This window comes from Pseudomonas sp. AC252 (assembly GCF_979258105.1).
On record NZ_OZ409837.1, the window covers coordinates 641,241 to 667,194 of the forward strand.

Annotated in this window: 19 protein-coding genes and 2 pseudogenes; 11 read left to right on the forward strand and 10 right to left on the reverse strand. The window is 60.7% G+C overall.

Annotated elements, in window-relative coordinates; all coding sequences use genetic code 11:
- The first annotated feature begins 73 nt into the window (after positions 1–73).
- From ACZZZ4_RS02960 to ACZZZ4_RS02995, 8 genes are all read left to right on the forward strand, one after another.
- Positions 74–670: a superoxide dismutase gene (locus ACZZZ4_RS02960; RefSeq protein ID WP_016773431.1), complete on the forward strand. Its 597-nt coding sequence runs from the start codon at positions 74–76 to the stop codon at positions 668–670.
- Positions 671–998: 328 nt separating this feature from the next.
- Positions 999–3,050, forward strand: coding sequence for a putative bifunctional diguanylate cyclase/phosphodiesterase (locus ACZZZ4_RS02965; protein ID WP_016773430.1), 2,052 nt, complete (start codon positions 999–1,001; stop codon positions 3,048–3,050).
- Between the two features lie 194 nt (positions 3,051–3,244).
- Positions 3,245–4,603 (forward strand): imelysin family protein, encoded by a 1,359-nt coding sequence (locus tag ACZZZ4_RS02970; RefSeq protein WP_116659279.1) that lies wholly within the window; start codon positions 3,245–3,247, stop codon positions 4,601–4,603.
- A 280-nt stretch (positions 4,604–4,883) separates the two neighbouring features.
- Positions 4,884–6,308 (forward strand): di-heme oxidoreductase family protein, encoded by a 1,425-nt coding sequence (locus ACZZZ4_RS02975; protein ID WP_463549246.1) that lies wholly within the window; start codon positions 4,884–4,886, stop codon positions 6,306–6,308.
- A 27-nt stretch (positions 6,309–6,335) separates the two neighbouring features.
- Positions 6,336–7,400, forward strand: a complete 1,065-nt coding sequence (locus tag ACZZZ4_RS02980) for an imelysin family protein (RefSeq protein ID WP_024014143.1) — start codon at positions 6,336–6,338, stop codon at positions 7,398–7,400.
- 14 nt (positions 7,401–7,414) lie between these two features.
- Positions 7,415–8,515 carry a DUF1513 domain-containing protein gene (locus ACZZZ4_RS02985; RefSeq protein ID WP_463547226.1) on the forward strand — a complete coding sequence of 367 codons (1,101 nt, stop codon included), beginning with the start codon at positions 7,415–7,417 and terminating at the stop codon, positions 8,513–8,515.
- 267 nt (positions 8,516–8,782) lie between these two features.
- A complete protein-coding gene (locus ACZZZ4_RS02990; RefSeq protein ID WP_039758306.1) occupies positions 8,783–9,931 on the forward strand; it encodes an efflux RND transporter periplasmic adaptor subunit in 1,149 nt (382 codons plus the stop codon).
- 13 nt (positions 9,932–9,944) lie between these two features.
- Entirely contained in the window at positions 9,945–12,971 is a 3,027-nt protein-coding gene (locus ACZZZ4_RS02995) for a multidrug efflux RND transporter permease subunit (protein WP_129997557.1), read from the forward strand.
- Between the two features lie 181 nt (positions 12,972–13,152).
- Here the strand turns inward: ACZZZ4_RS02995 and ACZZZ4_RS03000 are convergent, their stop codons facing one another.
- From ACZZZ4_RS03000 to colR, 5 genes and pseudogenes are all read right to left on the reverse strand, one after another.
- Complete coding sequence (locus tag ACZZZ4_RS03000) at positions 13,153–13,380, reverse strand: hypothetical protein (RefSeq protein ID WP_016773424.1); 228 nt, start codon at positions 13,378–13,380, stop codon at positions 13,153–13,155.
- Positions 13,381–13,382: 2 nt separating this feature from the next.
- On the reverse strand, positions 13,383–14,099 hold the full coding sequence (locus ACZZZ4_RS03005) for a lipopolysaccharide kinase InaA family protein (protein ID WP_463547227.1): 717 nt from the start codon (positions 14,097–14,099) through the stop codon (positions 13,383–13,385).
- Positions 14,100–14,102: 3 nt separating this feature from the next.
- Entirely contained in the window at positions 14,103–14,771 is a 669-nt protein-coding gene (locus ACZZZ4_RS03010) for a class I SAM-dependent methyltransferase (protein WP_039758514.1), read from the reverse strand.
- Between the two features lie 151 nt (positions 14,772–14,922).
- Positions 14,923–16,205, reverse strand: a pseudogene (locus ACZZZ4_RS03015) (sensor histidine kinase).
- Positions 16,195–16,878, reverse strand: a complete 684-nt coding sequence (gene colR, locus ACZZZ4_RS03020; protein WP_016773421.1) for a two-component system response regulator ColR — start codon at positions 16,876–16,878, stop codon at positions 16,195–16,197. The pseudogene ACZZZ4_RS03015 and the gene colR overlap by 11 nt, the downstream one beginning before the upstream one ends.
- 211 nt (positions 16,879–17,089) lie before the next feature.
- Between colR and ACZZZ4_RS03025 the strand changes: the two genes are divergently transcribed.
- Entirely contained in the window at positions 17,090–17,833 is a 744-nt protein-coding gene (locus tag ACZZZ4_RS03025; RefSeq protein ID WP_129997559.1) for a phosphatase PAP2 family protein, read from the forward strand.
- A 199-nt stretch (positions 17,834–18,032) separates the two neighbouring features.
- Here ACZZZ4_RS03025 and groL read toward each other — a convergent pair whose 3' ends face one another.
- From groL to ACZZZ4_RS03045, 4 genes are all read right to left on the reverse strand, one after another.
- The gene (gene groL / locus ACZZZ4_RS03030) at positions 18,033–19,679 is read right to left on the reverse strand and encodes a chaperonin GroEL (RefSeq protein WP_090285825.1); all 1,647 of its coding nucleotides are present in this window, start codon (positions 19,677–19,679) and stop codon (positions 18,033–18,035) included.
- Between the two features lie 50 nt (positions 19,680–19,729).
- Positions 19,730–20,023 (reverse strand): co-chaperone GroES, encoded by a 294-nt coding sequence (locus ACZZZ4_RS03035; RefSeq protein ID WP_007916610.1) that lies wholly within the window; start codon positions 20,021–20,023, stop codon positions 19,730–19,732.
- Positions 20,024–20,281: 258 nt separating this feature from the next.
- Positions 20,282–20,758 carry an FxsA family protein gene (locus tag ACZZZ4_RS03040; RefSeq protein ID WP_463547228.1) on the reverse strand — a complete coding sequence of 159 codons (477 nt, stop codon included), beginning with the start codon at positions 20,756–20,758 and terminating at the stop codon, positions 20,282–20,284.
- A gap of 71 nt (positions 20,759–20,829) precedes the next feature.
- Entirely contained in the window at positions 20,830–21,555 is a 726-nt protein-coding gene (locus ACZZZ4_RS03045) for a HugZ family pyridoxamine 5'-phosphate oxidase (RefSeq protein WP_039758327.1), read from the reverse strand.
- 164 nt (positions 21,556–21,719) lie between these two features.
- Between ACZZZ4_RS03045 and ACZZZ4_RS03050 the strand changes: the two genes are divergently transcribed.
- Complete coding sequence (locus tag ACZZZ4_RS03050; RefSeq protein WP_039758329.1) at positions 21,720–22,478, forward strand: SDR family oxidoreductase; 759 nt, start codon at positions 21,720–21,722, stop codon at positions 22,476–22,478.
- 131 nt (positions 22,479–22,609) lie between these two features.
- On the opposite strand, the gene apbC is transcribed toward ACZZZ4_RS03050, so the two are convergent.
- A complete protein-coding gene (gene apbC / locus ACZZZ4_RS03055; RefSeq protein WP_415761640.1) occupies positions 22,610–23,704 on the reverse strand; it encodes an iron-sulfur cluster carrier protein ApbC in 1,095 nt (364 codons plus the stop codon).
- A gap of 152 nt (positions 23,705–23,856) precedes the next feature.
- On the opposite strand from apbC, the pseudogene metG reads away from it, so the two are divergent.
- Positions 23,857–25,907: pseudogene (metG, locus tag ACZZZ4_RS03060) on the forward strand (methionine--tRNA ligase).
- Positions 25,908–25,954 lie beyond the last annotated feature (47 nt).

The following is a 25,954-nucleotide window of genomic DNA, read 5'->3' on the forward strand; positions in this document are numbered from 1 at the left end:
CTCGCCGGTGCATTTCCGGCCGCCCGTGATCGGCCTTGCGCTCACCGCAACAGACCTGATTAGGAGAATCATCATGGCTTTCGAATTGCCGCCGCTGCCTTACGCACACGATGCCCTGCAGCCGCACATCTCCAAGGAAACCCTGGAGTTCCACCACGACAAGCACCACAACACCTACGTCGTGAACCTGAACAACCTGGTGCCAGGCACCGAGTTTGAAGGCAAGACCCTGGAAGAAATCGTCAAGACTTCTTCGGGCGGCATCTTCAACAACGCCGCTCAGGTCTGGAACCACACCTTCTACTGGAACTGCCTGGCGCCAAACGCCGGCGGTCAGCCAACCGGCGCACTGGCAGATGCCATCAACGCCGCGTTCGGTTCGTTCGACAAGTTCAAGGAAGAATTCAGCAAAACCTCGATCGGCACCTTCGGTTCCGGCTGGGGCTGGCTGGTGAAAAAGGCTGACGGTTCCCTGGCCTTGGCCAGCACCATCGGCGCCGGCAACCCGCTGACCAGCGGCGACACCCCGCTGCTGACCTGCGACGTCTGGGAACACGCTTACTACATCGACTACCGCAACCTGCGTCCGAAGTACGTTGAAGCGTTCTGGAACCTGGTCAACTGGAAGTTCGTGGCCGAGCAGTTCGAAGGCAAGACCTTCACTGCTTAAGCTGCACGTCAGTCCAGAAACCCGGCTTCGGCCGGGTTTTTTTATGCCCGGCGCATGGCGTTTGTCGCACGGCAAAAGAAGCTTCGCGCCGTTTGCCGCCGGCCTGCAGCCGACTACCATCAGAGACAGGAAAAAATCTTTGACCCGGTGCTCAAGTTGCGGGCGACTGCAACCGACACAGTAATTCAGAGCTATTACTCAAATGACCACATGGCGGCCAGGATACCGGCGAATTTTCCCGTGCCTGATTGTCCCTTTGACGGCCAACCCGGGATTGCCAATACTCATGGCAACTTGACGCTATCCGCACGGAACAAGGAATACCTCTTTGAAGCTGGAACTCAAGAACAGCTTGTCGGTGAAGTTGCTCCGGGTCGTGCTCCTGTCGGCATTGATCGTAGGCGTAGTCTTGAGCTGCGCGCAGATTGTCTTCGATGCCTACAAGACCCGTCAGGCGGTTGCCGGCGATGCCGAGCGCATCCTCGACATGTTCCGCGATCCGTCGACCCAGGCTGTCTACAGTCTGGATCGGGAAATGGGCATGCAGGTGATCGAAGGGCTGTTCCAGGACGACGCCGTGCGCCAGGCCTCCATTGGCCACCCCAACGAAGCGATGCTGGCGCAGAAATCCCGCGAGTTGCAGCACTCCAACAGCCGTTGGCTGACCGATCTGATTCTCGGTCAGGAACGCACCTTCACCACGCAACTGGTCGGTCGCGGGCCCTACAGCGAATACTACGGCGACCTGAGCATCACCCTCGACACCGCCACTTATGGCGAAGGTTTCATCGTCAGCTCGGTGATCATTTTCATCTCCGGCGTGCTGCGTGCGCTGGCGTTGGGGCTGGTGCTGTACCTGGTCTATCACTGGTTGCTGACCAAGCCGCTGTCGCGAATCATCGAGCACCTCACCGAGATCAATCCGGATCGTCCCAGCGAGCACAAGATCCCGCAGATCAAGGGCCACGAAAAAAACGAACTGGGCCTGTGGATCAACACCGCCAACCAGTTGCTCGAGTCCATCGAACGCAATACCCATCTGCGCCACGAAGCGGAAAACAGCCTGCTGCGCATGGCTCAGTACGACTTCCTCACCGGGCTGCCGAACCGCCAGCAATTGCAGCAGCAACTGGACAAGATTCTTGTCGATGCCGGCAAGTTGCAGCGCCGCGTCGCCGTGTTGTGCGTCGGCCTGGATGATTTCAAAGGCATCAACGAACAATTCAGCTACCAGACCGGCGATCAACTGCTGCTGGCCCTGGCCGATCGTTTACGTGCCCACAGCGGCCGCCTCGGCGCCCTCGCCCGCTTGGGCGGCGACCAGTTCGCCCTGGTGCAGGCCGACATTGAACAGCCTTACGAAGCCGCGGAACTGGCGCAGAGCATTCTCGATGATCTGGAAGCGCCCTTCGCCCTTGACGATCAGGAAATCCGCCTGCGCGCGACCATCGGCATCACCCTGTTTCCGGAGGACGGCGACAGTACCGAGAAGCTGTTGCAGAAAGCCGAGCAGACCATGACCCTGGCCAAGACCCGCTCGCGCAATCGCTATCAGTTCTATATCGCCAGCGTCGACAGCGAGATGCGCCGTCGTCGCGAGCTGGAAAAAGACCTGCGTGACGCGCTGATCCGCGACCAGTTCTACCTGGTCTACCAGCCGCAGATCAGCTATCGCGACCACCGCGTGGTCGGCGTCGAAGCGCTGATTCGCTGGCAGCATCCTGAGCATGGACTGGTGCCGCCGGACCTGTTCATCCCGCTAGCCGAACAGAACGGCACGATCATCGCCATCGGCGAGTGGGTGCTCGATCAGGCCTGCAAGCAACTGCGCGAGTGGCACGATCAGGGTTTCGTCGATCTGCGCATGGCGGTCAATCTGTCCACCGTGCAACTGCACCACGCCGAGCTGCCACGGGTGGTCAACAATCTGCTGCAGATGTACCGCTTGCCGCCGCGCAGTCTGGAACTGGAAGTCACCGAAACCGGCCTGATGGAAGACATCACCACCGCCGCCCAGCATCTGCTCAGCCTGCGCCGCTCCGGTGCGCTGATTGCGATCGACGACTTCGGCACCGGCTATTCATCCCTCAGTTATCTGAAAAGCCTGCCGCTGGACAAGATCAAGATCGACAAGAGCTTCGTTCAGGACCTGCTCGATGACGACGACGACGCGACCATCGTTCGCGCGATCATTCAACTGGGCAAAAGCCTGGGCATGCAGGTGATTGCCGAGGGCGTGGAAACCGCCGAGCAGGAAACCTACATCATCTCCGAGGGTTGCCACGAAGGTCAGGGCTACCACTACAGCAAACCGCTGCCGGCGCGGGAGCTGGGGATTTACCTCAAGCAGGCGCAGCGCAGTAACGCGGCTATTTTATAAGCTCAAAACATCGCAGCCTCGTTGCACTCGTCAGCTCCTACAGTGAAACGAGGCTGCGATCTTTTGATCGTGATGCGCAAATAAGAAATATTTCCAGCCACGCCTTTACACATAATGCGAAAGATTTGCATTATGTCGCAGTTTTGCGCGCCCCCGGCGCCAGTCCACTCAACTACCGAAGCAGGATGTTCGCCATGATTCGTATGCCTCTGGCTACCGCCAGTCTGCTGGCCATCGCTATTTCCCTCGCCGGTTGCGGCGAAGGCAAGGACAAAGAAAAAGCCTCCGAGATGACTCCGGCGTCCAGCAGCGCTGCTCCAGCCCCGGCGCCTGCCGCTGCACCTGCGCCTGCTGCCGGTAAAGTTGACGATGCCGCCGCCAAGGCTGTGGTCGCGCACTACGCCGACATGGTCTTCGCCGTTTACAGCGATGCCGAATCCACCGCGAAAACCCTGCAAACCGCCGTCGACGCGTTCCTCGCCAAGCCGAACGCCGACACCCTGAAAGCCGCCAAGGCTGCCTGGGTCGCCGCGCGCGTGCCGTACCTGCAGAGCGAAGTGTTCCGCTTCGGCAACACCATCATTGATGACTGGGAAGGTCAGGTTAACGCCTGGCCGCTGGACGAAGGCCTGATCGACTACGTCGACAAATCCTACGAGCACGCACTGGGTAACCCGGGCGCCACCGCCAACATCATCGCCAACACCGAAGTGCAGGTCGGCGAAGACAAGGTCGACGTGAAAGAGATCACCCCGGAAAAACTCGCCAGCCTCAACGAGCTGGGCGGTTCCGAGGCCAACGTCGCCACCGGCTACCACGCGATCGAATTCCTGCTCTGGGGCCAGGATCTGAACGGCACCGGCCCGGGCGCTGGCAACCGTCCGGCCTCGGACTACCTGGAAGGCGCCGGCGCCACCGGCGGTCACAACGAGCGTCGTCGTGCCTACCTGAAAGCCGTGACTCAACTGCTGGTCAGCGATCTGGAAGAAATGGTCGGCAACTGGAAGCCGAACGTGGCCGACAACTACCGCGCCACCCTGGAAGCCGAGCCAGGCGAAACCGGCCTGCGCAAAATGCTCTTCGGCATGGGCAGCCTGTCCCTGGGTGAACTGGCGGGCGAGCGCATGAAGGTTTCCCTGGAAGCCAACTCCCCTGAAGACGAGCAGGATTGCTTCAGCGACAACACCCACTACTCGCACTTCTACGACGCGAAAGGCGTGCGTAACGTTTACCTGGGCGAGTACACCCGTGTTGACGGCACCAAGCTGACCGGCGCCAGCCTGTCGTCGCTGGTGGCCAAGGCCGACCCGGCTGCCGACACCGCGCTGAAAGCCGATCTGGCCGCGACCGAAGCGAAGATCCAGGTCATGGTCGATCACGCCAACAAGGGTGAGCACTACGACCAATTGATTGCCGCCGGCAACACCGCAGGCAACCAGGTGGTCCGCGACGCCATCGCCGCGCTGGTCAAGCAGACCGGCTCGATCGAAGCCGCTGCCGGCAAACTGGGCATCAGCGACCTGAACCCGGACAACGCCGATCACGAATTCTGATCGCAGCGTCCGCGTCAAAAAGAGGCGACCTTCGGGTCGCCTTTTTCATTATTGGCACACCACTATCCCTGTGGGAGCGAGCCTGCTCGCGAAGGCTTGATCCGGCGCAGCATTTTCAGCGCGTCGGGCATCGCTTTCGCGAGCAGGCTCGCTCCCACAGTGTTGGCATGCGCTTCAAGGCTTGCGCGTTATCAAGCAAACGATAATTCCTCTTATTCAAACTCCCCCGCCCTGTTAGACTTTGCGCCTTTGTTTTCGCCCGTTTGCAGGATGTCTGATGCTGTCGTTGCCGCTTCGCTTGTCCGCACTGTTGCTGGCCCTGGGCCTGAGTGCCTGCGATGACGCCCCGCGTTTCACCAAGGCCGAGCCGGGGGAAGCGCGTTCGGGCGGTGCGGCGACTGTGCGCAAGAGCGATCAGAACGCCTTTTCCCTGCCATCGGCCAACCTGCCGCCCTCGCGGCGCGTGGACTTCAGTGTCGGCAACAGTTTCTTTCGCAGCCCGTGGGTGATCGCGCCGTCGACCACCACGGCCCGCGACGGTCTCGGCCCGTTGTTCAATACCAACGCCTGCCAGAACTGCCACATCAAGGACGGTCGCGGGCATCCGCCGGCACCTGATGCAAGCAATGCAGTGTCGATGCTGGTACGCCTGTCGATTCCCGACGCGCCGCCCTACGCCAAAGTCATCGAACAGCTCGGCGTAGTGCCGGAGCCGGTGTATGGCGGGCAATTCCAGGACATGGCCGTGCCCGGCGTTGCCCCGGAAGGCAAGGTGCGCGTCGACTACACACCGGTGCCGGTACGGTTCAAGGACGGCACCGAGGTCGAGTTACGCAAACCGACCCTGCAGATCACCCAACTCGGTTACGGCCCGATGCACCCGGACACGCGTTTTTCCGCGCGGGTGGCACCGCCGATGATTGGTCTGGGCCTGCTCGAAGCGATCCCCGAAGAAGCGATCCTCGCCAACGCCGCCGCCCAGGCGAAAGAGAACAATGGCATCAACGGCCGGCCCAACCAGGTCTGGGATGACCAGTTGCAGAAGACCGTCATCGGCCGGTTCGGCTGGAAAGCCGGGCAGCCGAATCTCAATCAACAGAATGTTCATGCGTTCTCGGGTGACATGGGCCTGACCACCAGCCTGCGGCCGTTCGACGATTGCACCGAGGCGCAAAGCGCCTGCAAACAGGCGCCGAACGGCAATGGCCCGGACGGCGAGCCGGAAGTCAGCGACAACATTCTGCGTCTGGTGCTGTTCTACAGCCGCAACCTGGCAGTGCCGGCGCGCCGTGGCGTCAACGAACCACAGGTGCTGGCCGGCAAGAATCTGTTTTTCCAGGCTGGATGCCAGTCGTGCCACACACCGAAATACACCACCGCCGCCGATGCCGCCGAACCGGAATTGGCCAATCAGGTGATTCGTCCGTACAGCGACTTGCTGCTGCATGACATGGGCGAAGGCCTGGCGGACAACCGCACGGAATTCAAGGCCTCCGGCCGCGACTGGCGCACGCCGCCGCTGTGGGGGATCGGCCTGACGCAAGCGGTCAGTGGCCACACGCAGTTTTTGCACGACGGCCGCGCACGCAACCTGCTCGAAGCGGTGCTCTGGCATGGCGGCGAAGCGACGGCGGCGCAGCAACAGGTTTTGTCTTTCAATGCCGAGCAGCGCGCTGCGTTGCTGGCGTTTCTGAACTCACTTTAAATACTGAAAAAACATCGGGAGCCCGACATGTTCCGTCCCAAGTTACTGTTCACCAGCCTTGCCGCGCTCGCCCTCGGCGCCTGTTCGCCGCAGGACCCGCAAGCGGTCACCTCGGCGGCGATCGCCAAATCGGTGATCCTGCCGACCTACACCCGTTGGGTCGAAGCCGACCGACAACTGGCGGTCAGCGCCCTCGCCTACTGCCAGGGCAAGGAAAGCCTGGAAACCGCCCGTGCCGATTTTCTCCACGCGCAGAAAGCCTGGGCTGAACTGCAACCACTGCTGATCGGTCCGCTGGCCGAGGGCAATCGTTCGTGGCAAGTGCAATTCTGGCCGGACAAGAAAAATCTGGTTGGCCGTCAGGTCGAGCAACTGGTCGTCGCCCAGCCGCAGATCGATGCCGCTGCCCTGGCCAAATCCAGCGTCGTGGTGCAGGGCCTGTCGGCTTACGAATACATCCTCTTCGACGCCAAGCCTGACGTCGCCAACGATGCGCAAAAAGCCAAATACTGCCCGCTGCTGATCGCCATCGGCGAACGCCAGAAGCAACTGGCCGAGGAAATCCTGCAGGGCTGGAACAACACCGACGGCATGCTCGCGCAAATGAGCAAGTTCCCCAACCAGCGCTACGCCGATTCCCACGAAGCGATCGCCGATCTGCTGCGCGTCCAAGTGACGGCACTGGATACTCTGAAGAAAAAACTCGGCACGCCAATGGGCCGTCAGAGCAAAGGCGTGCCGCAGCCATTCCAGGCGGATGCATGGCGCAGCCAGTCCTCGCTGACGGCGCTGGAAGCCAGCCTCGCAGCGGCGAAAACCGTCTGGGAAGGCGTCGACAACAAAGGCCTGCGCGGTCTGTTGCCGGCGGAGCAGAAACCGTTGGCGGACAAGATCGATGCAGCCTATGCCGCTTCGCTCAAGCTGTTCGACAGCACCCAGCGCTCGCTGGGCGAAATGCTCGAAGACGACGCCGGTCGCCAGCAACTCAACGATATCTACGACAGCCTCAACGTCGTCCATCGCCTGCATGAAGGCGAACTGGCCAAGGCGCTGGGCATCCAACTGGGCTTCAATGCCAACGACGGTGACTGATGAGGGCGAGTGCCATGCTGCGACGTCAGGTTCTGACTTTAGGTAGTGCACTGCTGGGAGCAGTGACGCTGGGCGGCTGGACGCTGTTCAAACGCAAGGATCAGAGCCCGCTTCTGCTGTCGGCGCGCGACGATACTGACGGCAAGCATTACGCCGTCGGCTATCGGCTCGACGGTACGCGGCTATTCGCCACTCACGTCGGCCAGCGTTGTCACGACATCATCAACCACCCCACGCAGCCGCTGGCGTTGTTCGTTGCACGGCGTCCGGGTACCGAGAGTTACCTGATCGACCTGCGCGACGGCAAGCTGCTGCAGACCGTGACCTCGCAGCCGAACCGGCACTTCTACGGCCATGCCGTGGTGCACAAGGACGGCGAATACCTGTATGCCACCGAGAACGACACGAGCGATCCCGGCCGTGGCCTGCTCGGTGTGTACAAGTTCGAGGGCGAACGGCTGGTGCACACGGGCGAGATTTCCACCCATGGCCTCGGCCCGCATCAGGTGTCGTGGATGCCCGACGGCGAGACGCTGGTGGTGGCCAACGGCGGGATTCGTACCGAGGCGGAAAGCCGCGTCGACATGAACCTCAACGCCATGGAGCCGAGTCTGGTGCTGATGCAGCGTGACGGCACATTGCTGAGCAAGGAAACCCTCGCCCAGCAGATGAACAGCGTGCGCCACCTGGGCATCGCCAGCGACGGCACCATCGTTGCCGGCCAGCAATTCATGGGCCCGTCTCACGAGCGCTCGGAGCTGTTGGCGATCAAGCGGCCGGGGCAAGCATTCGTGGCGTTCCCGGTGGCGGAGGATCAGTTGCAGGCGATGGGGCACTACACTGCCAGCGTCGCGGTGCACAGCGATCTGCGTCTGGTCGCGTTGACGGCGCCGCGTGGCAACCGCTTCTTTATCTGGGATCTGGACAGTGGTGAAATGCGCCTCGATGCGCCTTTGCCGGATTGCGCTGGCGTCGGAGCGGTGAAGGATGGCTTTGTCGTGACCTCGGGTCAGGGCCGTTGCCGCTATTACGATTGCCGTCAGGAACCGTTGCTGGCCAAGCCGCTGGAATTGCCGGCGGGGCTCTGGGACAACCATCTGCACTTGATGGCCTGATACCCCCCATTTTTGAGATGGCCCCCATCCTGTGGCGAGGGGATTTATCCCCGTTGGGTGGCGCAGCCGCCCTTAAAACTGCAATTGCGGTATGACTGAAGGATTCAGGGGGCCGCTTCGCAGCCCAACGGGGATAAATCCCCTCGCCACAGGACTGGTGTTCCGATCGCCCTCCTCTTCTACCCTGTAATAACTGCCAGTTGGAATCCCCCTGTACTCGGAGTAATGTGCCCGCCTGTCTCATGATTTATCCAAGGAACTGGACTTATGCTGCGTCGCCGCATGCTGATCATGTTGGGTGTTGTCTTGCTGCTCGTCCTGGTGCTGGGCGGATACAAAGCCTTTTCGATCTACACGATGATCCAGGGCTTTTCCAAACCGAAACCACCCATCAGCGTCGCCGTAGCCACCGCCGGCGAACAGCCATGGCAGATGCGCCTGCCCACTGTCGGTTCGCTCAAGGCGCTGCAAGGCGTCGACCTGAGTCTGGAAGTTGCCGGCACCGTCACTGAACTCAAATTCGAATCCGGACAGAAGGTCAAGGCCGGCCAGCCATTGCTGCAACTCGACAGCGCCGTGGAAACCGCCCTGCTGGAAACCGCCCGCGCCGATCTCGGCCTGGCGCAGCTTGATTTCGGCCGTGGCGCGCAGCTGGTCGACAGCCGCGCGATCTCCAAAGGCGAGTACGACCGCCTCTCCGCCGTGTTGCAAAAGAACAAGGCCACGGTCAATCAGCTCAACGCGTCGTTGGCGAAAAAGCGCATCCTCGCGCCGTTCAGCGGCACCATCGGCATCCGCCAGGTCGACGTCGGCGACTACCTCGCCAGCGGTAGCAAAATCGCCACGTTGCAAGACTTGAGCAGCCTCTACGCCGACTTCTTCGTGCCGGAACAAGCGGTGCCGAAACTCGCCATCGGCCAGCCCGTGCAGTTCACCGTCGCCGCGTATCCGGGACAGAACTTTACCGGCAAGATCAGCGCGATCAACCCGATCGTCGAAAGCACCACACGCAATATCCTTGTCCGCGCCACCCTGGCCAACCCCGACGGCAAGCTGTTGCCGGGGATGTTCGCCAGCCTTGAGGTGCTGCTGCCCGATCCGCAGAAGCACATCGTGGTGCCGGAAAGCGCGATCACCTACACGCTGTACGGCAACTCGGTGTACGTGGTCGGGCAGAAGAAGGCCGAGGACGGCAGCGTCACCAAGGATGATAAAGGCCAACCGCTGCTGATCGCCGAACGTCGTTTTGTCGAGACCGGTGAGCGCCGCGATGGCCTGGTGATGATCAACAAGGGCGTGCAGAGCGGCGAACAAGTGGTGACGGCGGGCCAGATCAAACTGGACAACGGTGCCCACATCGCCATCAGCGACGACAAGACCCTCGGCGAGCAGAACAGTCCGCCTCGCGCCGACTGATCAAGGAATCCCCATGGCTTTTACCGATCCGTTCATCCGCCGCCCGGTGCTCGCCACCGTGGTCAGCCTGCTGATAGTGCTGCTGGGCTTCCAGGCCTGGAGCAAGCTGCCGCTGCGCCAGTACCCGCAAATGGAAAACGCCCTGATCACGGTGACCACGGCTTATCCCGGGGCCAACGCCGAAACCATTCAGGGCTACATCACCCAACCGATGCAACAAAGCCTGGCCAGTGCCGAGGGCATCGACTACATGACTTCGGTCAGCCGGCAGAACTTCTCGGTGATCTCGATTTACGCGCGCATTGGCGCCAACACCGACCGCTTGTTCACCGAGCTGCTGGCCAAGGCCAACGAGGTGAAGAACAAGCTGCCGCAGGATGCCGAAGACCCGGTGCTGAGCAAGGAATCCGCCGACGCTTCGGCGCTGATGTACATCAGTTTCTTCAGCAAGGACCTGAGCAACCCGCAGATCACCGACTACCTGTCGCGGGTCATCCAGCCAAAACTGGCGACGCTGCCGGGCATGGCCGAAGCGGAGATCCTCGGCAACCAGGTGTTCGCCATGCGCCTGTGGCTCGACCCGGTGAAACTCGCCGGCTTCGGCCTCAGCGCCGCCGACGTGACCGCTGCGGTGCGCCAGTACAACTTCCTCTCCGCCGCTGGCGAAGTAAAGGGCGAGTACACCGTCACCAGCATCAACGCCAACACCGAATTGAAATCCGCCGAGGCCTTCGCGGCGATTCCGCTCAAGGTCGACGGTGACAGCCGCGTGCTGCTGCGCGACGTCGCGCGGGTGGAAATGGGCGCGGAAAACTACAACTCGATCAGCTCGTTCGGCGGCACGCCATCGGTGTACATCGGCGTCAAGGCCACCCCCGGCGCCAACCCGCTGGACGTGATCAGGGAAGTGCGCAAGCTGATGCCCGAGCTCGAAGCGCAACTGCCGCCGAACCTGAAAAGCGAAATCGCCTACGACGCCACGCTATTCATTCAGGCCTCGATCGACGAGGTGGTGAAAACCCTGTTCGAAGCGGTGTTGATCGTTATCGTCGTGGTGTTCCTGTTCCTCGGCGCGCTGCGTTCGGTGGTAATCCCGGTGGTGACCATCCCGTTGTCGATGATCGGCGTGATGTTCTTCATGCAGATGATGGGCTACTCGATGAACCTGCTGACGCTGCTGGCGATGGTGCTGGCCATCGGTCTGGTGGTGGACGATGCGATCGTCGTGGTGGAAAACATTCACCGGCACATCGAGGAAGGCAAGACGCCGTTCGACGCAGCGCTGGAAGGCGCGCGGGAAATTGCCATGCCGGTGGTGTCGATGACCATCACCCTGGCGGCGGTGTATGCTCCGATCGGTTTTCTCACCGGGCTGACCGGGGCGTTGTTCAAGGAGTTTGCGTTGACCCTGGCCGGGGCGGTGGTGATTTCCGGCGTCGTTGCCCTGACCTTGTCGCCGATGATGTGCGCGTTTCTGCTGCGCCACGAAGAGAATCCCAGCGGCCTGGCCCATCGTCTCGACCGAGTCTTTGAAGGCCTCAAACGCCGTTATCAAAGCATGTTGCACGGCACGCTCAATACCCGGCCGGTGGTGCTGGTGTTTGCAGTGATCGTGCTGTGCCTGATTCCGGTGTTTCTCAAGTTCACCAAGTCGGAACTGGCACCGGACGAGGATCAGGGCATCATTTTCATGATGGCCAGCGCGCCGCAGCCGACCAACCTCGACTACCTGAGCACCTACACCGACGAATTCATCACCATCTTCAAAGAGTTCCCGGAGTACTACTCATCGTTCCAGATCAACGGCTACAACGGCGTACAGGCCGGTATCGGCGGCTTCCTGCTCAAACCATGGAACGAGCGCGACCGCACGCAGATGGAAATCCTCCCCGAGGTGCAGAGCAAGCTGGAGAGCATTCCGGGCTTGCAGATCTTCGGTTTTAATCTGCCCTCCCTGCCCGGTACCGGTGAAGGTCTGCCCTTCGAATTCGTGATCAATACGGCCAATGATTACGAGCTGCTGCTGCAAGTCGCCGAGCGCATCGAGAAACGCGCCATGGAGTCGGGCAAATTCGCTTTTGTCGATCTCGATCTGGCGTTCGACAAGCCGGAAGTGGTGGTCGATATCGACCGCGACAAGGCCGCGCAAATGGGCGTTTCGATGCTTGATCTTGGCGGCACGCTGGCGACCTTGCTCGGCGAGGCGGAAATCAACCGCTTCACTATCGACGGCCGCAGCTACAAGGTCATCGCCCAGGTCGAACGGGCCTACCGCGATAACCCGGACTGGCTGAACAACTACTACGTGAAAAATACTCAGGGCGAATTGCTGCCACTGTCGACGCTGATCAAGGTCAGTGATCGCGCGCGACCACGACAGCTCAATCAGTTCCAGCAACTCAATGCGGCGAAGATTTCCGGATTCCCGCTGGTGAGCATGGGCGAAGCCATCGACACCGTGCTGCAGATTGCCCGCGAAGAAGCCCCGGCCGGGTTTGCCTTCGACTACGGCGGTGCCTCGCGGCAGTACGTGCAGGAAGGCAGCGCGTTGTGGGTAACTTTTGCCTTGGCGCTGGCGATCATCTTTCTGGTGCTGGCCGCGCAGTTCGAGAGTTTCCGCGATCCGCTGGTGATCCTGGTGACGGTGCCGCTGTCGATCTGCGGCGCGCTGATTCCGTTGTTTCTCGGCTGGTCGAGCATGAACATTTACACCCAGGTCGGGCTGGTGACGCTGATCGGCCTGATCAGCAAGCACGGCATCCTGATCGTCGAGTTCGCCAACCAGTTGCGCAAGGACAAGGGCCTGAGCGCCCGTGAAGCGGTGGAGGAAGCGGCAGCAATTCGCTTGCGCCCGGTGCTGATGACCACGGCGGCGATGGTGTTCGGCATGGTGCCGCTGATTCTGGCGACGGGCGCGGGAGCGGTGAGCCGCTTTGACATCGGCCTGGTGATTGCCACGGGGATGTCGATTGGCACGTTGTTTACGCTGTTCGTACTGCCGTGCGTTTACACCTTTCTGGCGAAACCGGATCCCACGTAATAAAGAGATCCAATGTGGGAGCGAGCTTGCTCGCGAAAGCGGTATGTCAGTTGGAAAAGATGTTGTATGACACGACGCCTTCGCGAGTAAGCTCGCTCCCACAGGTAAGGTGTGAACCGATAAAGCCGGGTGCAAAAAAGGCCTCGCAACTGCGAGGCCTTTTATTTGGGCTTGAATCGTTTCAACTGGCTGGCCTCATTCCCTGGGACAGTCCGAACATGAACAACAGCAAATCATGATCGGGCTGGGTCGCCACGGAGGCTTTCGCCACCCGTGGAACCGAACAATGAGCGTCGTTCCCGGACGCCCCTATGACCTGCATGCGCGGCTGCTCCCAGGCAGCCACCGCCAGTGAAGCAACTGCCAAGGCCCCGACCAGGAACAAACCTCGTGCAATTTCGAGTTTCATCGCTATAAACCTTTGATAGCGCTGCCAAACGCCGTCTCATAAAAGTAGACGAGTTTTTTCCAGTCGGCATCGCGGAACGACGAATGGCGACGCAGTTGCTTCATGTCATGCTGCGCAGCGCGATAGGCGGTCAGGCGCTGGCGGCATTTCTCCAGATCGATCAACGCCACTTCAACCTGCGCCGCTTCGCCTTCACCGGTCACGCGCACGAAAACGTGCTTGATGTAAATGCAGCTGTGCTGCCAGCGGCCCTTGTGCATGCGCGCGAGGTTTTCGGCGAGGTCCTTGAGCACGCGCTCGTAAACCACATCGCCACATTGATCGCGACCACCAGCAGCGGCCAGCCAATGCTCCAGTTCCTGAAAGCCATCGAGTGATTTGGTGACGAGCAGTGCGCGCCACTTGTGTTGCGGATCCGGTTGCGCGCCGCAAAAGACGATCTGCGGAACCCGCACACCGAGTTTGCTCACGCCGGTCAGCGCATCGAGTTCACGCAATACGGTCGGGCGACCGAACGGGTGCAACCAGCTGCGATAGATGTGCCCGGTCTGGCGCTTGGCGTACAGCAACTGGCCGTCACGGCCGACGATGCGCTGTACCCCGCTTTCACCACCGCGGCGCACGTTGGGTTCTTCCACCCATTCGCCACGCTGGGCCCAGTAATAATCGAAACCATCTTGCGAAGCGAGATCCGCTCCAACCGCTGCTTGCACTGCCATCCTCTACCTCTTGCGTAATACGTAAACCCGCCACATCGCATAGAGCGGTATAAAGTCCAGTTGTTCCTGAATGCGGAAACCCGCCTGTTCAAATTCTTTTTCGATCGTCGCCGCCGGAATCAGAAAGCGATTCTGGTAATCACGATTCGGCCGGTCCAGCTCGGCGCGCTTGCGCTTCCACGCCTTGAAGTTGCCATCGACCCACAATGAAACAATCACGCTGTCGCGGGTGACCCGCTCGAATTCGCGCAGGATCACCTTACGGTGCTCGGCTTCACCGATATGGTGAAGCAGACGCATGCAGAAGATGCTATCGACCGCGTTATCCGGCAAGGCAATATCGAACGCCGAGGTGTGCAGCGGTTGTACGCGCTTGACCACATCGGCCGGCTGGCCTTGCAGCGCGGTCTTGATCATCGACTCGGAGTTGTCCGCACCGATGATCACCCGATTGGGCTTTTCCGCGAGCATCGGCCAGAAACGCCCTGCGCCGCAGGGCAGATCCAGCACCAGTCCGGGATCCCCCGCCAACGCCAGGGCCTTGCGCCCCAATTGCTCGTCGCGCCAGTGCGACAGGCGGCGGCCAAGGCTCTCCTGGTGCTTGCGCAGGTAGCGTTGTGCGTGTTGGTCGTCGTACTTTTCGGAAAAATCGAGCTTGATCGGGCCGGCCATCATCTGGACTCCTGAGTTCTGATGACGTCACCTTAGGCAGCGACGTGTCAGCGTCAGGTCATCCAATTGTGAAAATTCTGTCAGGTAAATCGGCAAAGTATTACAACGTTATACAGGATTTAGACAGGTGGGCGGGAGTAGCCTCGAGCCACTATTTACTGGCATTCACGCCAAGATCTACCTCGAATCGGCAGCCATTGGGGTCCATTGTGCTCAGGCTGACCGTCCAGCCCTGGTTTTCGCAGATGCGCTGCACCAGCGATAAACCGAGGCCGAGACCCTCGCCACGTTTCTCGCTGCCGCGCACAAAGGGCTCGAACATCGCCTCGCGTTTCTCCTCGGGAATACCCACCCCCGAATCCTCGACGACAAATCCGTTGGCAGTGAGGGTCAGGCGAATGAAGCCCTGCTCGGTGTAATGCAGAGCATTGCGCAGCAAGTTGCCCATCACCGCGTTCAGCAAGGTCGCGTTGAAACGCGTGTCAGGTGGGTTACCCGTCTCGAACAACAGCGTCAGGCCCTTGCGCTCGATCGGTTCGCGCCACAGGCACAGCAGGCTGTCGGCTACTTGCGTCAGGTTCTGCTGCGGCGCCGCCCCGGCTTCTTCGTTCTGTGCGCGCGCCAGCATCAGGAAGGTCTGCACCAGTTCGCGCATCTCTTCGCTGGCCCGGGCAATGCGCTGGACCTGGGCGCGGCCACGCTGATCGATCCCGGGGTTTTCCAGCAGCAATTCGCAGGAACTGGCCAAGACCATCAGCGGCGTGCGCAACTCGTGGCTGACGTCGCTGGTGAACAGCCTTTCGCGGGTCAGCGCCTGACGCAGACGCCCCAGCGTGGCGTCGAATGCCACCGCCAGTTCACCGACTTCATCCGCCGCGTAATCCGGCGCCAGGGTGGCGCCAAGCCGAGCAACTGGTCGCGATGGCGAACCTGCCGGGCCAGGCGAACCACCGGCGCCATCACTTTGCGCGCGAGCACCCAGCCAAGAAACACCGCCAGCGCCAGACTGAGCACGAAGCCCACCAGCACCACGGCAAACAGCACGCGCTCGCGCTCTTCGAAATCGCTTTGATCCTGCAGCAAGACATAACGCCGGCCATCTACCACTTCAACCATGGCGTGATAGGACAGCTGCTCGCGAAACACTTCATGGAAACCGGCATCGAGGTGACGCAGATCCTTGGGCAGTTCGAAGTCTCCCGGCCCACCGCTGAAATAGAACAGCTGGTCAGGCTCGGGGCGATGGCTCCAGTCGGAGACGTTGTCCATCAACAGCAAACGTTGCAGGTCGCCGCCCAGCCCTGCGGAAATCAGCTTCTCCTCCACCAGGTGCACCGTGGCGACGATGCCCATGGCGAAGGCGCCGGCCACCAGCGCACTCATCAGCGCAAAGGCGATGATGATCCGCTGGGAAAGACTCTGCTTAAACTCCATCTCGCCCCTCGGCCAAGCGATAACCGACACCGTGCACGGTGTGCAGCAGTGGCTTGGCGAATGGCTTGTCGATCACCTGGCGCAACTGGTGAACATGGCTGCGCAGGCTGTCGCTGTCGGGGCAGTCGTCGCCCCACAGTGCTTCTTCGAGAATCTCCCGGCGCAGCACGTGTGGGCTCTTCTGCATCAACACCGCAAGCAGCTTGAGGCCGACCGGGTTGAGCTTGAGCAACTTGCCTTCGCGGGTGACTTCCAGGGTATCGAGGTCGTAACTCAGGTCGCCGACCTGCAAAGCACGGCGGCCGCCGCCTTGGGCACGGCGCATGACCGCTTCGACGCGCGCGGCCAGTTCGGACAAAGCGAACGGTTTGATCAGGTAATCGTCGGCGCCGGACTTGAAGCCCTGCAGGCGGTCGTCGAGTTGATCACGGGCGGTGAGCATGATCACCGGCGTGTCACGCCGGGCGTCTTCACGCAGGCGTTTGCACAAGGTGTAGCCGTCGATGCCAGGCAACATGATGTCGAGCACGATCAGGTCGTAATGCTCGGTCGCCGCCAGATGCAGACCGGACAGACCATCCTGGGCGCAATCGACGGTATAGCCTTTCATGCCCAGGTAATCGGCCAGATTGGCCAGGATGTCACGGTTGTCTTCGACCAGCAGAATTCGCATGGACATCTCCTCCGAACGGGGTAACGGCCGTCTTGGCCCGCGCAGCTTACGGCCAAGTGTGGCTCAGGGCTAGGGGCGTTTTTCGATAAATCTGCGCCGTGAGCGCTGCGACGATTTTTTCACTTTCGGTTAACAAATCGCCGACGCCTGCGCGCGCAGACTCCGCGCGATTGCGCTCTCCCTTTCTTTTCATCGACCAAGGAATCTGCCCATGGTGTCGACCTCTGCCCTTCCCGCTTCGAGGCCACTGAACTGGTGGCTGTGTCTGGGCATCCCAGCGGTGGCGGCGATCATTCTGCTGTTGCTGGAACTGACCGATCTGGACATGGTTCTGGCGCAAATGTTCTACGACCCGGTCGCCGGCGATTTCATCGGGCGCCACAGCTATTTCCTTGAAGACATCCTGCATGACCGGGCGAAACAGGTGGTCATCGGCTTTTCGGTGTTCGCCATTCTCGGTTTCATCGGTGCGTTTTTCATCGAACGGCTGAAACCGTTCAAGCGCGAACTGGGCTGTCTGGTGCTGTCGCTGGGGCTGGCGACTTCGTTTGTTACGCCAGTCAAAGCCGTCACCGCCGTGCAATGCCCGTGGAGCCTGGAGCAATTCGGCGGCCACGAGACCTACAGCAAACTGATGGAGCATCGCCCCGCCACTGACAAGCCGGGACGTTGCTGGCCGGGTGGCCATGCGGCGACCGGGTTTACCCTGTTTGCGTTGTTCTTCGTGTTGCGCGACCGTCGTCCGCGACTCGCACGACAGGCGTTTGTGTTTGCCTTTGCGCTGGGCTCGGTGTTCTCGATCAGCCGCATGATGCAGGGCGCGCACTTCTTTTCGCACAACGTGTGGACGGCTATTTTCTGCTGGCTGATTTGTCTGGGGGCTTATTACTGGGTGCTGTATCGCCCGGCGAGCAAGGCTGCAACGGTTGTCAAAGCACGCCCCGTCAGCGCTTGATCGAACGCCATCGCTGGCAAGCCAGCTCCCACAGGGACTCAAAGTGTTCAGACACTCTGTGCCTGACCTTGGATTCCTGTGGGAGCTGGCTTGCCAGCGATGGCCACACCTCGGTCTGTAGCCCGCCCAGAATTCGGGCAATAAAAAACCCCGCCTGCTTTCACAGGCGGGGTTTTTTCGTTACAGGGGTAAGGCTGGCTTACATCATGCCGCCCATGCCACCCATGCCGCCCATGTCTGGCATACCGCCGCCAGCCGAGCCTTCTTTCTTCGGTGCGTCAGCAACAGCTGCTTCGGTGGTCAGGATCAGACCGCCGATCGAGGCTGCGGCTTGCAGAGCCGAACGGGTTACCTTGGTTGGGTCCAGGATGCCCATTTCGATCATGTCGCCGTATTCGCCGGAAGCAGCGTTGTAACCGAAGTTACCTTTGCCGTTCTTCACTTCGTTGACGACTACGCTTGGCTCGTCACCGGAGTTGGCAGCGATCTGACGCAGCGGCGCTTCAACAGCGCGACGCAGTACAGCGATACCGACGTTCTGGTCAGCGTTGTCGCCGGTCAGCTCGGTCAGTGCTTCCAGAGCACGGATCAGCGCCACGCCACCGCCAGGTACCACGCCTTCTTCAACGGCTGCGCGGGTTGCGTGCAGGGCGTCTTCAACGCGGGCTTTCTTCTCTTTCATTTCAACTTCGGAACCAGCGCCAACCTTGATCACTGCAACGCCGCCGGACAGCTTGGCCAGACGCTCTTGCAGTTTTTCACGGTCGTAGTCCGAGGAAGTTTCGGCAACCTGGGCACGGATCTGAGCGATACGGCCTTCGATGTCTGCCTGTACGCCAGCGCCGTCAACGATGATGGTGTTTTCCTTGGACAGGGTCACGCGCTTGGCGTTACCCAGGTGCTCCAGGGTGGTGCTTTCCAGGCTCAGACCGATCTCTTCGGAGATCACGGTACCGCCGGTCAGAACAGCGATGTCCTGCAGCATGGCCTTGCGACGATCGCCGAAGCCCGGTGCCTTGACGGCAGCGACTTTAACGATACCGCGCATGTTGTTCACCACCAGAGTCGCCAAGGCTTCGCCTTCAACGTCTTCGGCAACGATCAGCAGCGGACGGCCGGCTTTGGCAACGGCTTCCAGCACTGGCAGCATTTCGCGGATGTTCGAGATCTTCTTGTCGACCAGCAGGATCAGCGGGCCGTCGAGCTCGGCAACCATGGTGTCTGGCTTGTTGACGAAGTATGGCGACAGGTAGCCACGGTCGAACTGCATGCCTTCTACAACCGACAGTTCGTTTTCCAGGCCCGAGCCTTCTTCAACGGTGATCACGCCTTCTTTACCGACTTTTTCCATGGCTTCGGCAATGATGTCGCCGATGGAGTTGTCGGAGTTGGCCGAGATAGTGCCGACCTGAGCGATGGCTTTGAAATCAGCGCATGGCTTGGACAGGGCTTTGAGCTCTTTGACGATGGCGATGGTCGCCTTGTCGATGCCGCGTTTCAAGTCCATCGGGTTCATGCCGGCAGCGACGGCTTTCAGGCCTTCGTTGACGATCGACTGAGCCAGAACGGTAGCGGTGGTAGTACCGTCACCAGCGTCATCGTTGGCACGGGAGGCAACGTCTTTGACCAGCTGCGCGCCCATGTTTTCGAAGCGATCTTCGAGTTCGATTTCTTTGGCGACGGAAACGCCGTCCTTGGTGATGGTCGGAGCGCCGAAGCTCTTCTCGAGGATCACGTTACGGCCTTTCGGGCCCAGGGTCGCTTTTACCGCGTCAGCCAGAACGTTGACGCCTTTGAGCATCTTGGAGCGGGCGGCATCGCCGAACTTAACTTCTTTAGCAGCCATGATCGATATTCCTTAAATACTTTGTAGTAACGGGAAAATGAACGGGGATATCAGCCTTCGATAACCGCGAGAATTTCGTTCTCGCTCATTACCAGCAGGTCTTCGCCATCGACTTTCACAGTGTTGCTGCCGGAGTAAGGACCGAACACAACCTTGTCGCCTTCCTTCACGGACAGTGCACGCACTTCACCGTTTTCCAGAGCTTTGCCCGGGCCTACAGCGAGAATCACACCGTGGTTGGCCTTTTCAGCAGCCGAACCTGGCAGGACGATACCGCCAGCGGTTTTCTTTTCTTCTTCGCTGCGACGGATGACGACGCGGTCATGCAGAGGACGAAGCTTCATTGTCGATCTCTCCTAATTGTGGTTTTCATCGGCCGGTGTAGTCCCGGCGGGTTTAACGAATCCGGCCTGCGCCGGTTGCGGTCCGTCGAGCGAACCGCGCAAGTCTGTCCGGTTTGAATACCGGAAACCTTTCGGTGACCGATACATAGGGGCGCACAAGCCGATTACAAGGGCTGGCGGAAAAAATTTTTCATCGCCACGCAGTAAAAAAACGCCATAAACGAGCACGGCACCCGCAGGTGCCGTGTCGATGCTGTGTTACTTGTTGTCGCGGTGTTCGAACTCGCCTTCGATCACATTCGGCTCTCGACCGAGCGGCTCGCGTGGGGCCGGGCCGCCACGCGGTTGCAGGTCGTCGGCGAAGGCGCGCTGGCGCATGGCCTGGTCTTCGGCGCGCTGGCGCATCTTGTTCGCCAGCAAGCGTCGGGTAAACGGCAGCAGCATGACCAGACCAACCACATCGCTGATAAAGCCCGGGATGATCAGCAGACCGCCGGCCAGGGCCAGCATCAGCCCTTCGAGCATGGTCTGGGCCGGCAGTTCGCCGCGGTTCAGGCTTTCGCGGGCACGCAGGGCCGTGGCGAGGCCGGCGACGCGCAGCACGAACACGCCGAACATCGAGCCGACGATAATCAGCAGCAGGGCCGGGAAGAACCCGATGGCCCCTGCCACTTTGACGAATACGAACAGCTCCAGCACTGGAAACAGCAGAAAGAGCAACAGAAAAGGGCGCATCAAAGTTTCCTCAACGCAAGAAATGCCTTGCAGTAAGCCTTAGATGACGTCGCCCTTGCGTGAATTCAAGCTTAACTTTGCGCTTTTTTCGGCCAGGACTGGGCGTGAGCCAGAGAAACCAAGGCCTCGCGCACTTGTGTCGGCGTGTTACATGACGCTGCAAAGGGAAGCCAATAGACCGCCTGACCGATGCGCAGGTGCATGCCTTCGCTGTCAATCCCGGCCAGTTGCGCCGGCACGCTGTTGGGCAGCCCGGCGAGCTCGACGTAATGGGCGATGGCCTTGGCGTGGTCGCTGTTCATGTGCTCGACCATGTTGATTTCCGCCTTGCCGGCGAACGGGTTGGCCAGGGTCAGATCGTCGATCCAGTGGATCGCGCCAAATCCGCCGATGTAGCGATGGCGCACCGGATTGAGCACCCAGAAATCGAAATCGTGGGCCTGGTGATAATTCTGCGAATCCGGAAAGTAGCGGTAATAACGCTCGGCGGCGGCCTCGATGGCTGCCGGGTCTTCGAGCTTCTGCGCTTCGGCCAGATACGTCAGGCGCCCGACCGCCTGCACATCGTCGGCCTCGCGCTCGCCCACCAGCATCGAGCACTTCGGATCTTTGTGCAGGTTATGCGTGTGCTGGGCGATGCGGCTGATCAGGATCAGCGGCCGGCCCTGCTCGTCCAGGCAATACGGCACCACGGAGCCGAACGGAAAACCGGGCATCGATTTCGAGTGGGTCGACAGCACTCCACGGTATTCCTTGAGAAGCAATTCTCGGGCATTCTTCGCCACTTCAGCGCTCAATTTGTGACTCCTTAAATGGGTTCCGTCTAGAAAACGGACAGGCGCGCAGCGAAAAGTAACCGGCACGCACCGGGCAAATGTTGCTCTGCAATCTGGCCCGGGCCGGTGCCGATCGAGCGTTGCCGACAACAAAAACAACTCAGACCTGCCAGCGGGACATGCGAATGCAACTCAACGACAAAGTAATCATTATCACCGGCGGTTGCCAGGGTTTGGGCCGTTCCATGGCCGAGTATTTCGCCGGCAAGGGCGCCAAGCTGGCCCTGGTTGATCTGAATCAGGAAAAACTCGACGATGCCGTGGCCGCCTGCAAAGCCAAAGGCGTCGAAGCCCGCAGCTACCTGTGCAACGTCGCCAATGAAGAACAGGTCGAGCACATGGTCGCGCAAGTGGCTGAAGACTTCGGTGCCATCCACGGCCTGATCAACAACGCCGGAATCCTGCGCGATGGTCTGCTGCTGAAGGTCAAGGACGGCGAAATGACCAAGATGAGCCTGGCCCAGTGGCAGGCGGTGATCGACGTCAACCTGACCGGCGTGTTCCTCTGCACCCGTGAGGTGGCGGCGAAGATGGTCGAGCTGAAGAACAACGGCGCGATCATCAACATTTCGTCGATCTCCCGCGCGGGCAACGTCGGCCAGACCAACTATTCCGCAGCCAAGGCTGGCGTCGCAGCCGCAACCGTGACCTGGGCGAAGGAACTGGCGCGTTACGGCATTCGCGTCGCGGGCATTGCGCCGGGCTTCATCGAAACCGAGATGACTTTGGGCATGAAACCAGAAGCGCTGGAGAAAATGACGTCAGGGATACCGCTCAAGCGCATGGGCAAGCCGGAGGAGATCGCCCATTCGGCGGCGTATATCTTCGAGAACGACTACTACACCGGACGGATTCTGGAGATGGATGGCGGCTTGCGCATCTGACTGTCACCCTGAAACAAATGTGGGAGCGAGCCTGCTCGCGAATGCGGTGTGTCATTCAACCCATTGGTTGTCTGATCTACCGCTTTCGCGAGCAGGCTCGCTCCCACAGGTTTTTCAGCGCCGCTGATGGATCAATCGTCGCTGATGGTGATATTCGGCATCGCCGGTGTCGCCGCTTCCTGCAGCACAATACGAGCGCCGACGTGGCGGGCCAGTTCCTGGTAGACCATGGCGATCTGGCTGTCCGGTTCGGCAATCACGGTCGGCTTGCCGCCATCGGCCTGTTCGCGGATCAGCATCGACAGCGGCAGCGAGGCCAGCAGTTCGACACCGTACTGGGTGGCCAGCTTTTCGCCGCCGCCTTCGCCGAACAGATGCTCGGCATGTCCGCAGTTCGAGCAGATGTGCACGGCCATGTTTTCCACCACGCCCAGCACCGGAATGTTGACCTTGCGGAACATTTCCACGCCTTTGCGTGCGTCGAGCAATGCCAGATCCTGCGGCGTAGTGACGATCACTGCGCCTGCCACCGGGACCTTCTGTGCCAGGGTCAGCTGGATGTCGCCGGTGCCCGGCGGCATGTCGATGACCAGATAATCCAGATCGCCCCACGCGGTTTGCGTGACCAGTTGCAGCAGCGCGCCGGAGACCATCGGCCCGCGCCAGACCATCGGCGTGTTGTCGTCGGTCAGGAACGCCATCGACATGACTTCCACACCGTGGGCCTTGAGCGGGACGAACCACTTCTGATCCTTGACCTCAGGGCGGGTGCGCTCGGGGATGCCGAACATGATGCCCTGGCTCGGGCCATAGATGTCGGCGTCGAGAATGCCGACTTTGGCGCCTTCGCGGGCCAGCGCCAGCGCGAGGTTGGCAGCGGTTGTGGATTTGCCCACGCCACCCTTGCCGGACGCGACGGCGACGACGTTCTTGACGTTGGCCAGCCCCGGAATCTGCGCCTGGGCCTTGTGTGCGGCGATCACGCTGTTAACCTCGACGCGGGCAATGACCACGCCGTCGAGGTTTTCGATGGCCAGTTGCAGCAATTGCGCCCAACCACTCTTGAACAGACCGGCGGCGTAGCCGATTTCCAGCTGCACATTGACGCGGTCACCGATGATCTCGATGTTTTTCACGCAACCGGCGCTGACCGGGTCCTGGTTCAGGTAAGGGTCGGTGTATTGGCTGAGGACGGCTTCCACCGCTGCGCGAGTGACGGCGCTCATGGGCAACTCCGATAACAAGACTGGAAAAGATGGCGGCTATCGTACCCCTTCTGTCCTCCGGACGGCATGCCCGGCAACGATTTGCAGGGGTGAAATATCTTGCCCGGCGCTTTATAGTGGCCGACCTCCGTTTCATCAAGTAGCGAAGCCCCATGTCCGAGCCACGCAAGATCCTCGTCACCAGCGCCCTGCCCTACGCCAACGGTTCGATCCACCTTGGCCATATGCTGGAATACATCCAGACCGATATGTGGGTGCGCTTCCAGAAGCATCGCGGCAACCAATGCATTTATGTCTGCGCCGACGACGCCCACGGTTCGGCGATCATGCTGCGCGCGGAAAAGGAAGGCATCACCCCAGAGCAACTGATCGCCAACGTACAGGCTGAACACAGCGCCGACTTTGCCGACTTCCTGGTTGATTTCGACAACTTCCACTCCACTCACGCCGAAGAAAACCGTGAGCTGTCGAGCCAGATCTACCTCAAGCTGCGTGACGCCGGGCACATCGCCCAGCGTTCGATCACGCAGTATTTCGACCCGGAAAAGAAAATGTTCCTGGCCGACCGCTTCATCAAGGGCACCTGCCCGAAATGCGGCACCGAAGACCAGTACGGCGACAACTGCGAAAAATGCGGCGCGACCTACGCCCCGACTGACCTGAAGGATCCGAAGTCGGCGATCTCCGGCGCCACTCCGGTGCTCAAGGATTCCCAGCACTTCTTCTTCAAGCTGCCGGACTTCCAGGACATGCTTCAGACCTGGACACGCAGCGGCACCCTGCAAGACGCCGTGGCCAACAAGATCGCCGAATGGCTGGACGCCGGCCTGCAGCAGTGGGACATCTCCCGCGATGCGCCGTACTTCGGCTTCGAGATTCCGGGCGAACCGGGCAAGTACTTCTACGTGTGGCTGGATGCGCCGATCGGCTACATGGCCAGCTTCAAGAACCTCTGCAACCGCACGCCGGAGCTGGATTTCGATGCGTTCTGGGGCAAGGACTCCACTGCCGAGCTGTACCACTTCATCGGCAAGGACATCGTCAACTTCCACGCGCTGTTCTGGCCAGCCATGCTCGAAGGCGCCGGCTACCGCAAGCCGACCGGCATCAACGTGCACGGCTACCTGACCGTCAACGGCCAGAAGATGTCGAAGTCGCGCGGCACGTTCATCAAGGCCCGCACTTATCTCGATCACCTGTCGCCGGAATACCTGCGCTACTACTACGCGGCCAAGCTCGGCCGTGGCGTCGATGACCTCGACCTGAACCTCGAAGACTTCGTACAGAAGGTCAACTCTGACCTGGTCGGCAAAGTGGTCAACATCGCCAGCCGTTGCGCCGGATTTATCCACAAGGGTAACGGCGGCCTGCTGGTCGACAACAATGCCGCGCCGGAGCTGACCGAGGCCTTCCTCGCCGCCGCGCCGAGCATTGCCGACGCTTATGAAGCCCGCGACTTCGCACGCGCCATGCGTGAAACCATGGCCCTGGCTGACCGCGCCAACGCGTGGATTGCCGACAAGGCCCCGTGGTCGTTGAACAAGCAGGAAGGCAAGCAGGATGAAGTCCAGGCGATCTGCGCCACCGGCATCAACCTGTTCCGCCAGTTGGTGATCTTCCTCAAACCGGTGCTGCCGCTGCTGGCCGCCGATGCCGAGGCGTTCCTCAACGTCGCGCCGCTGACCTGGAATGACCACACCACGTTGCTGGCCAACCATCAGTTGAACGAATTCAAACCGTTGATGACCCGCATCGACCCGGTAAAAGTCCAAGCCATGACCGACGCCTCGAAAGAAGACCTGACCGCCAGCCAGACCGACACTGGCGCCGCCGCCCTGCGGGCAACGGCGAACTGGCGAAGGATCCGCTGTCGCCGGAAATCGACTTCGACGCCTTTGCTGCCATCGACCTGCGCGTCGCCTTGATCGTCAAGGCCGAACACGTCGAAGGCGCGGACAAGCTGCTGCGCCTGACGCTCGACATCGGTGACGAGCAACGCAACGTGTTCTCCGGGATCAAAAGCGCGTATCCGGACCCGTCCAAGCTCGACGGTCGCCTGACCATGATGATCGCCAACCTCAAGCCACGGAAAATGAAGTTCGGTATCTCCGAAGGCATGGTGATGGCAGCCGGTCCCGGCGGTGAAGAGATTTACCTGCTGAGCCCGGACAGCGGCGCCAAGCCGGGTCAGCGCATCAAGTAAGACGTTGCCGTAAAACGATCCCACCGACGTGCTCTGCATGCCGGTGG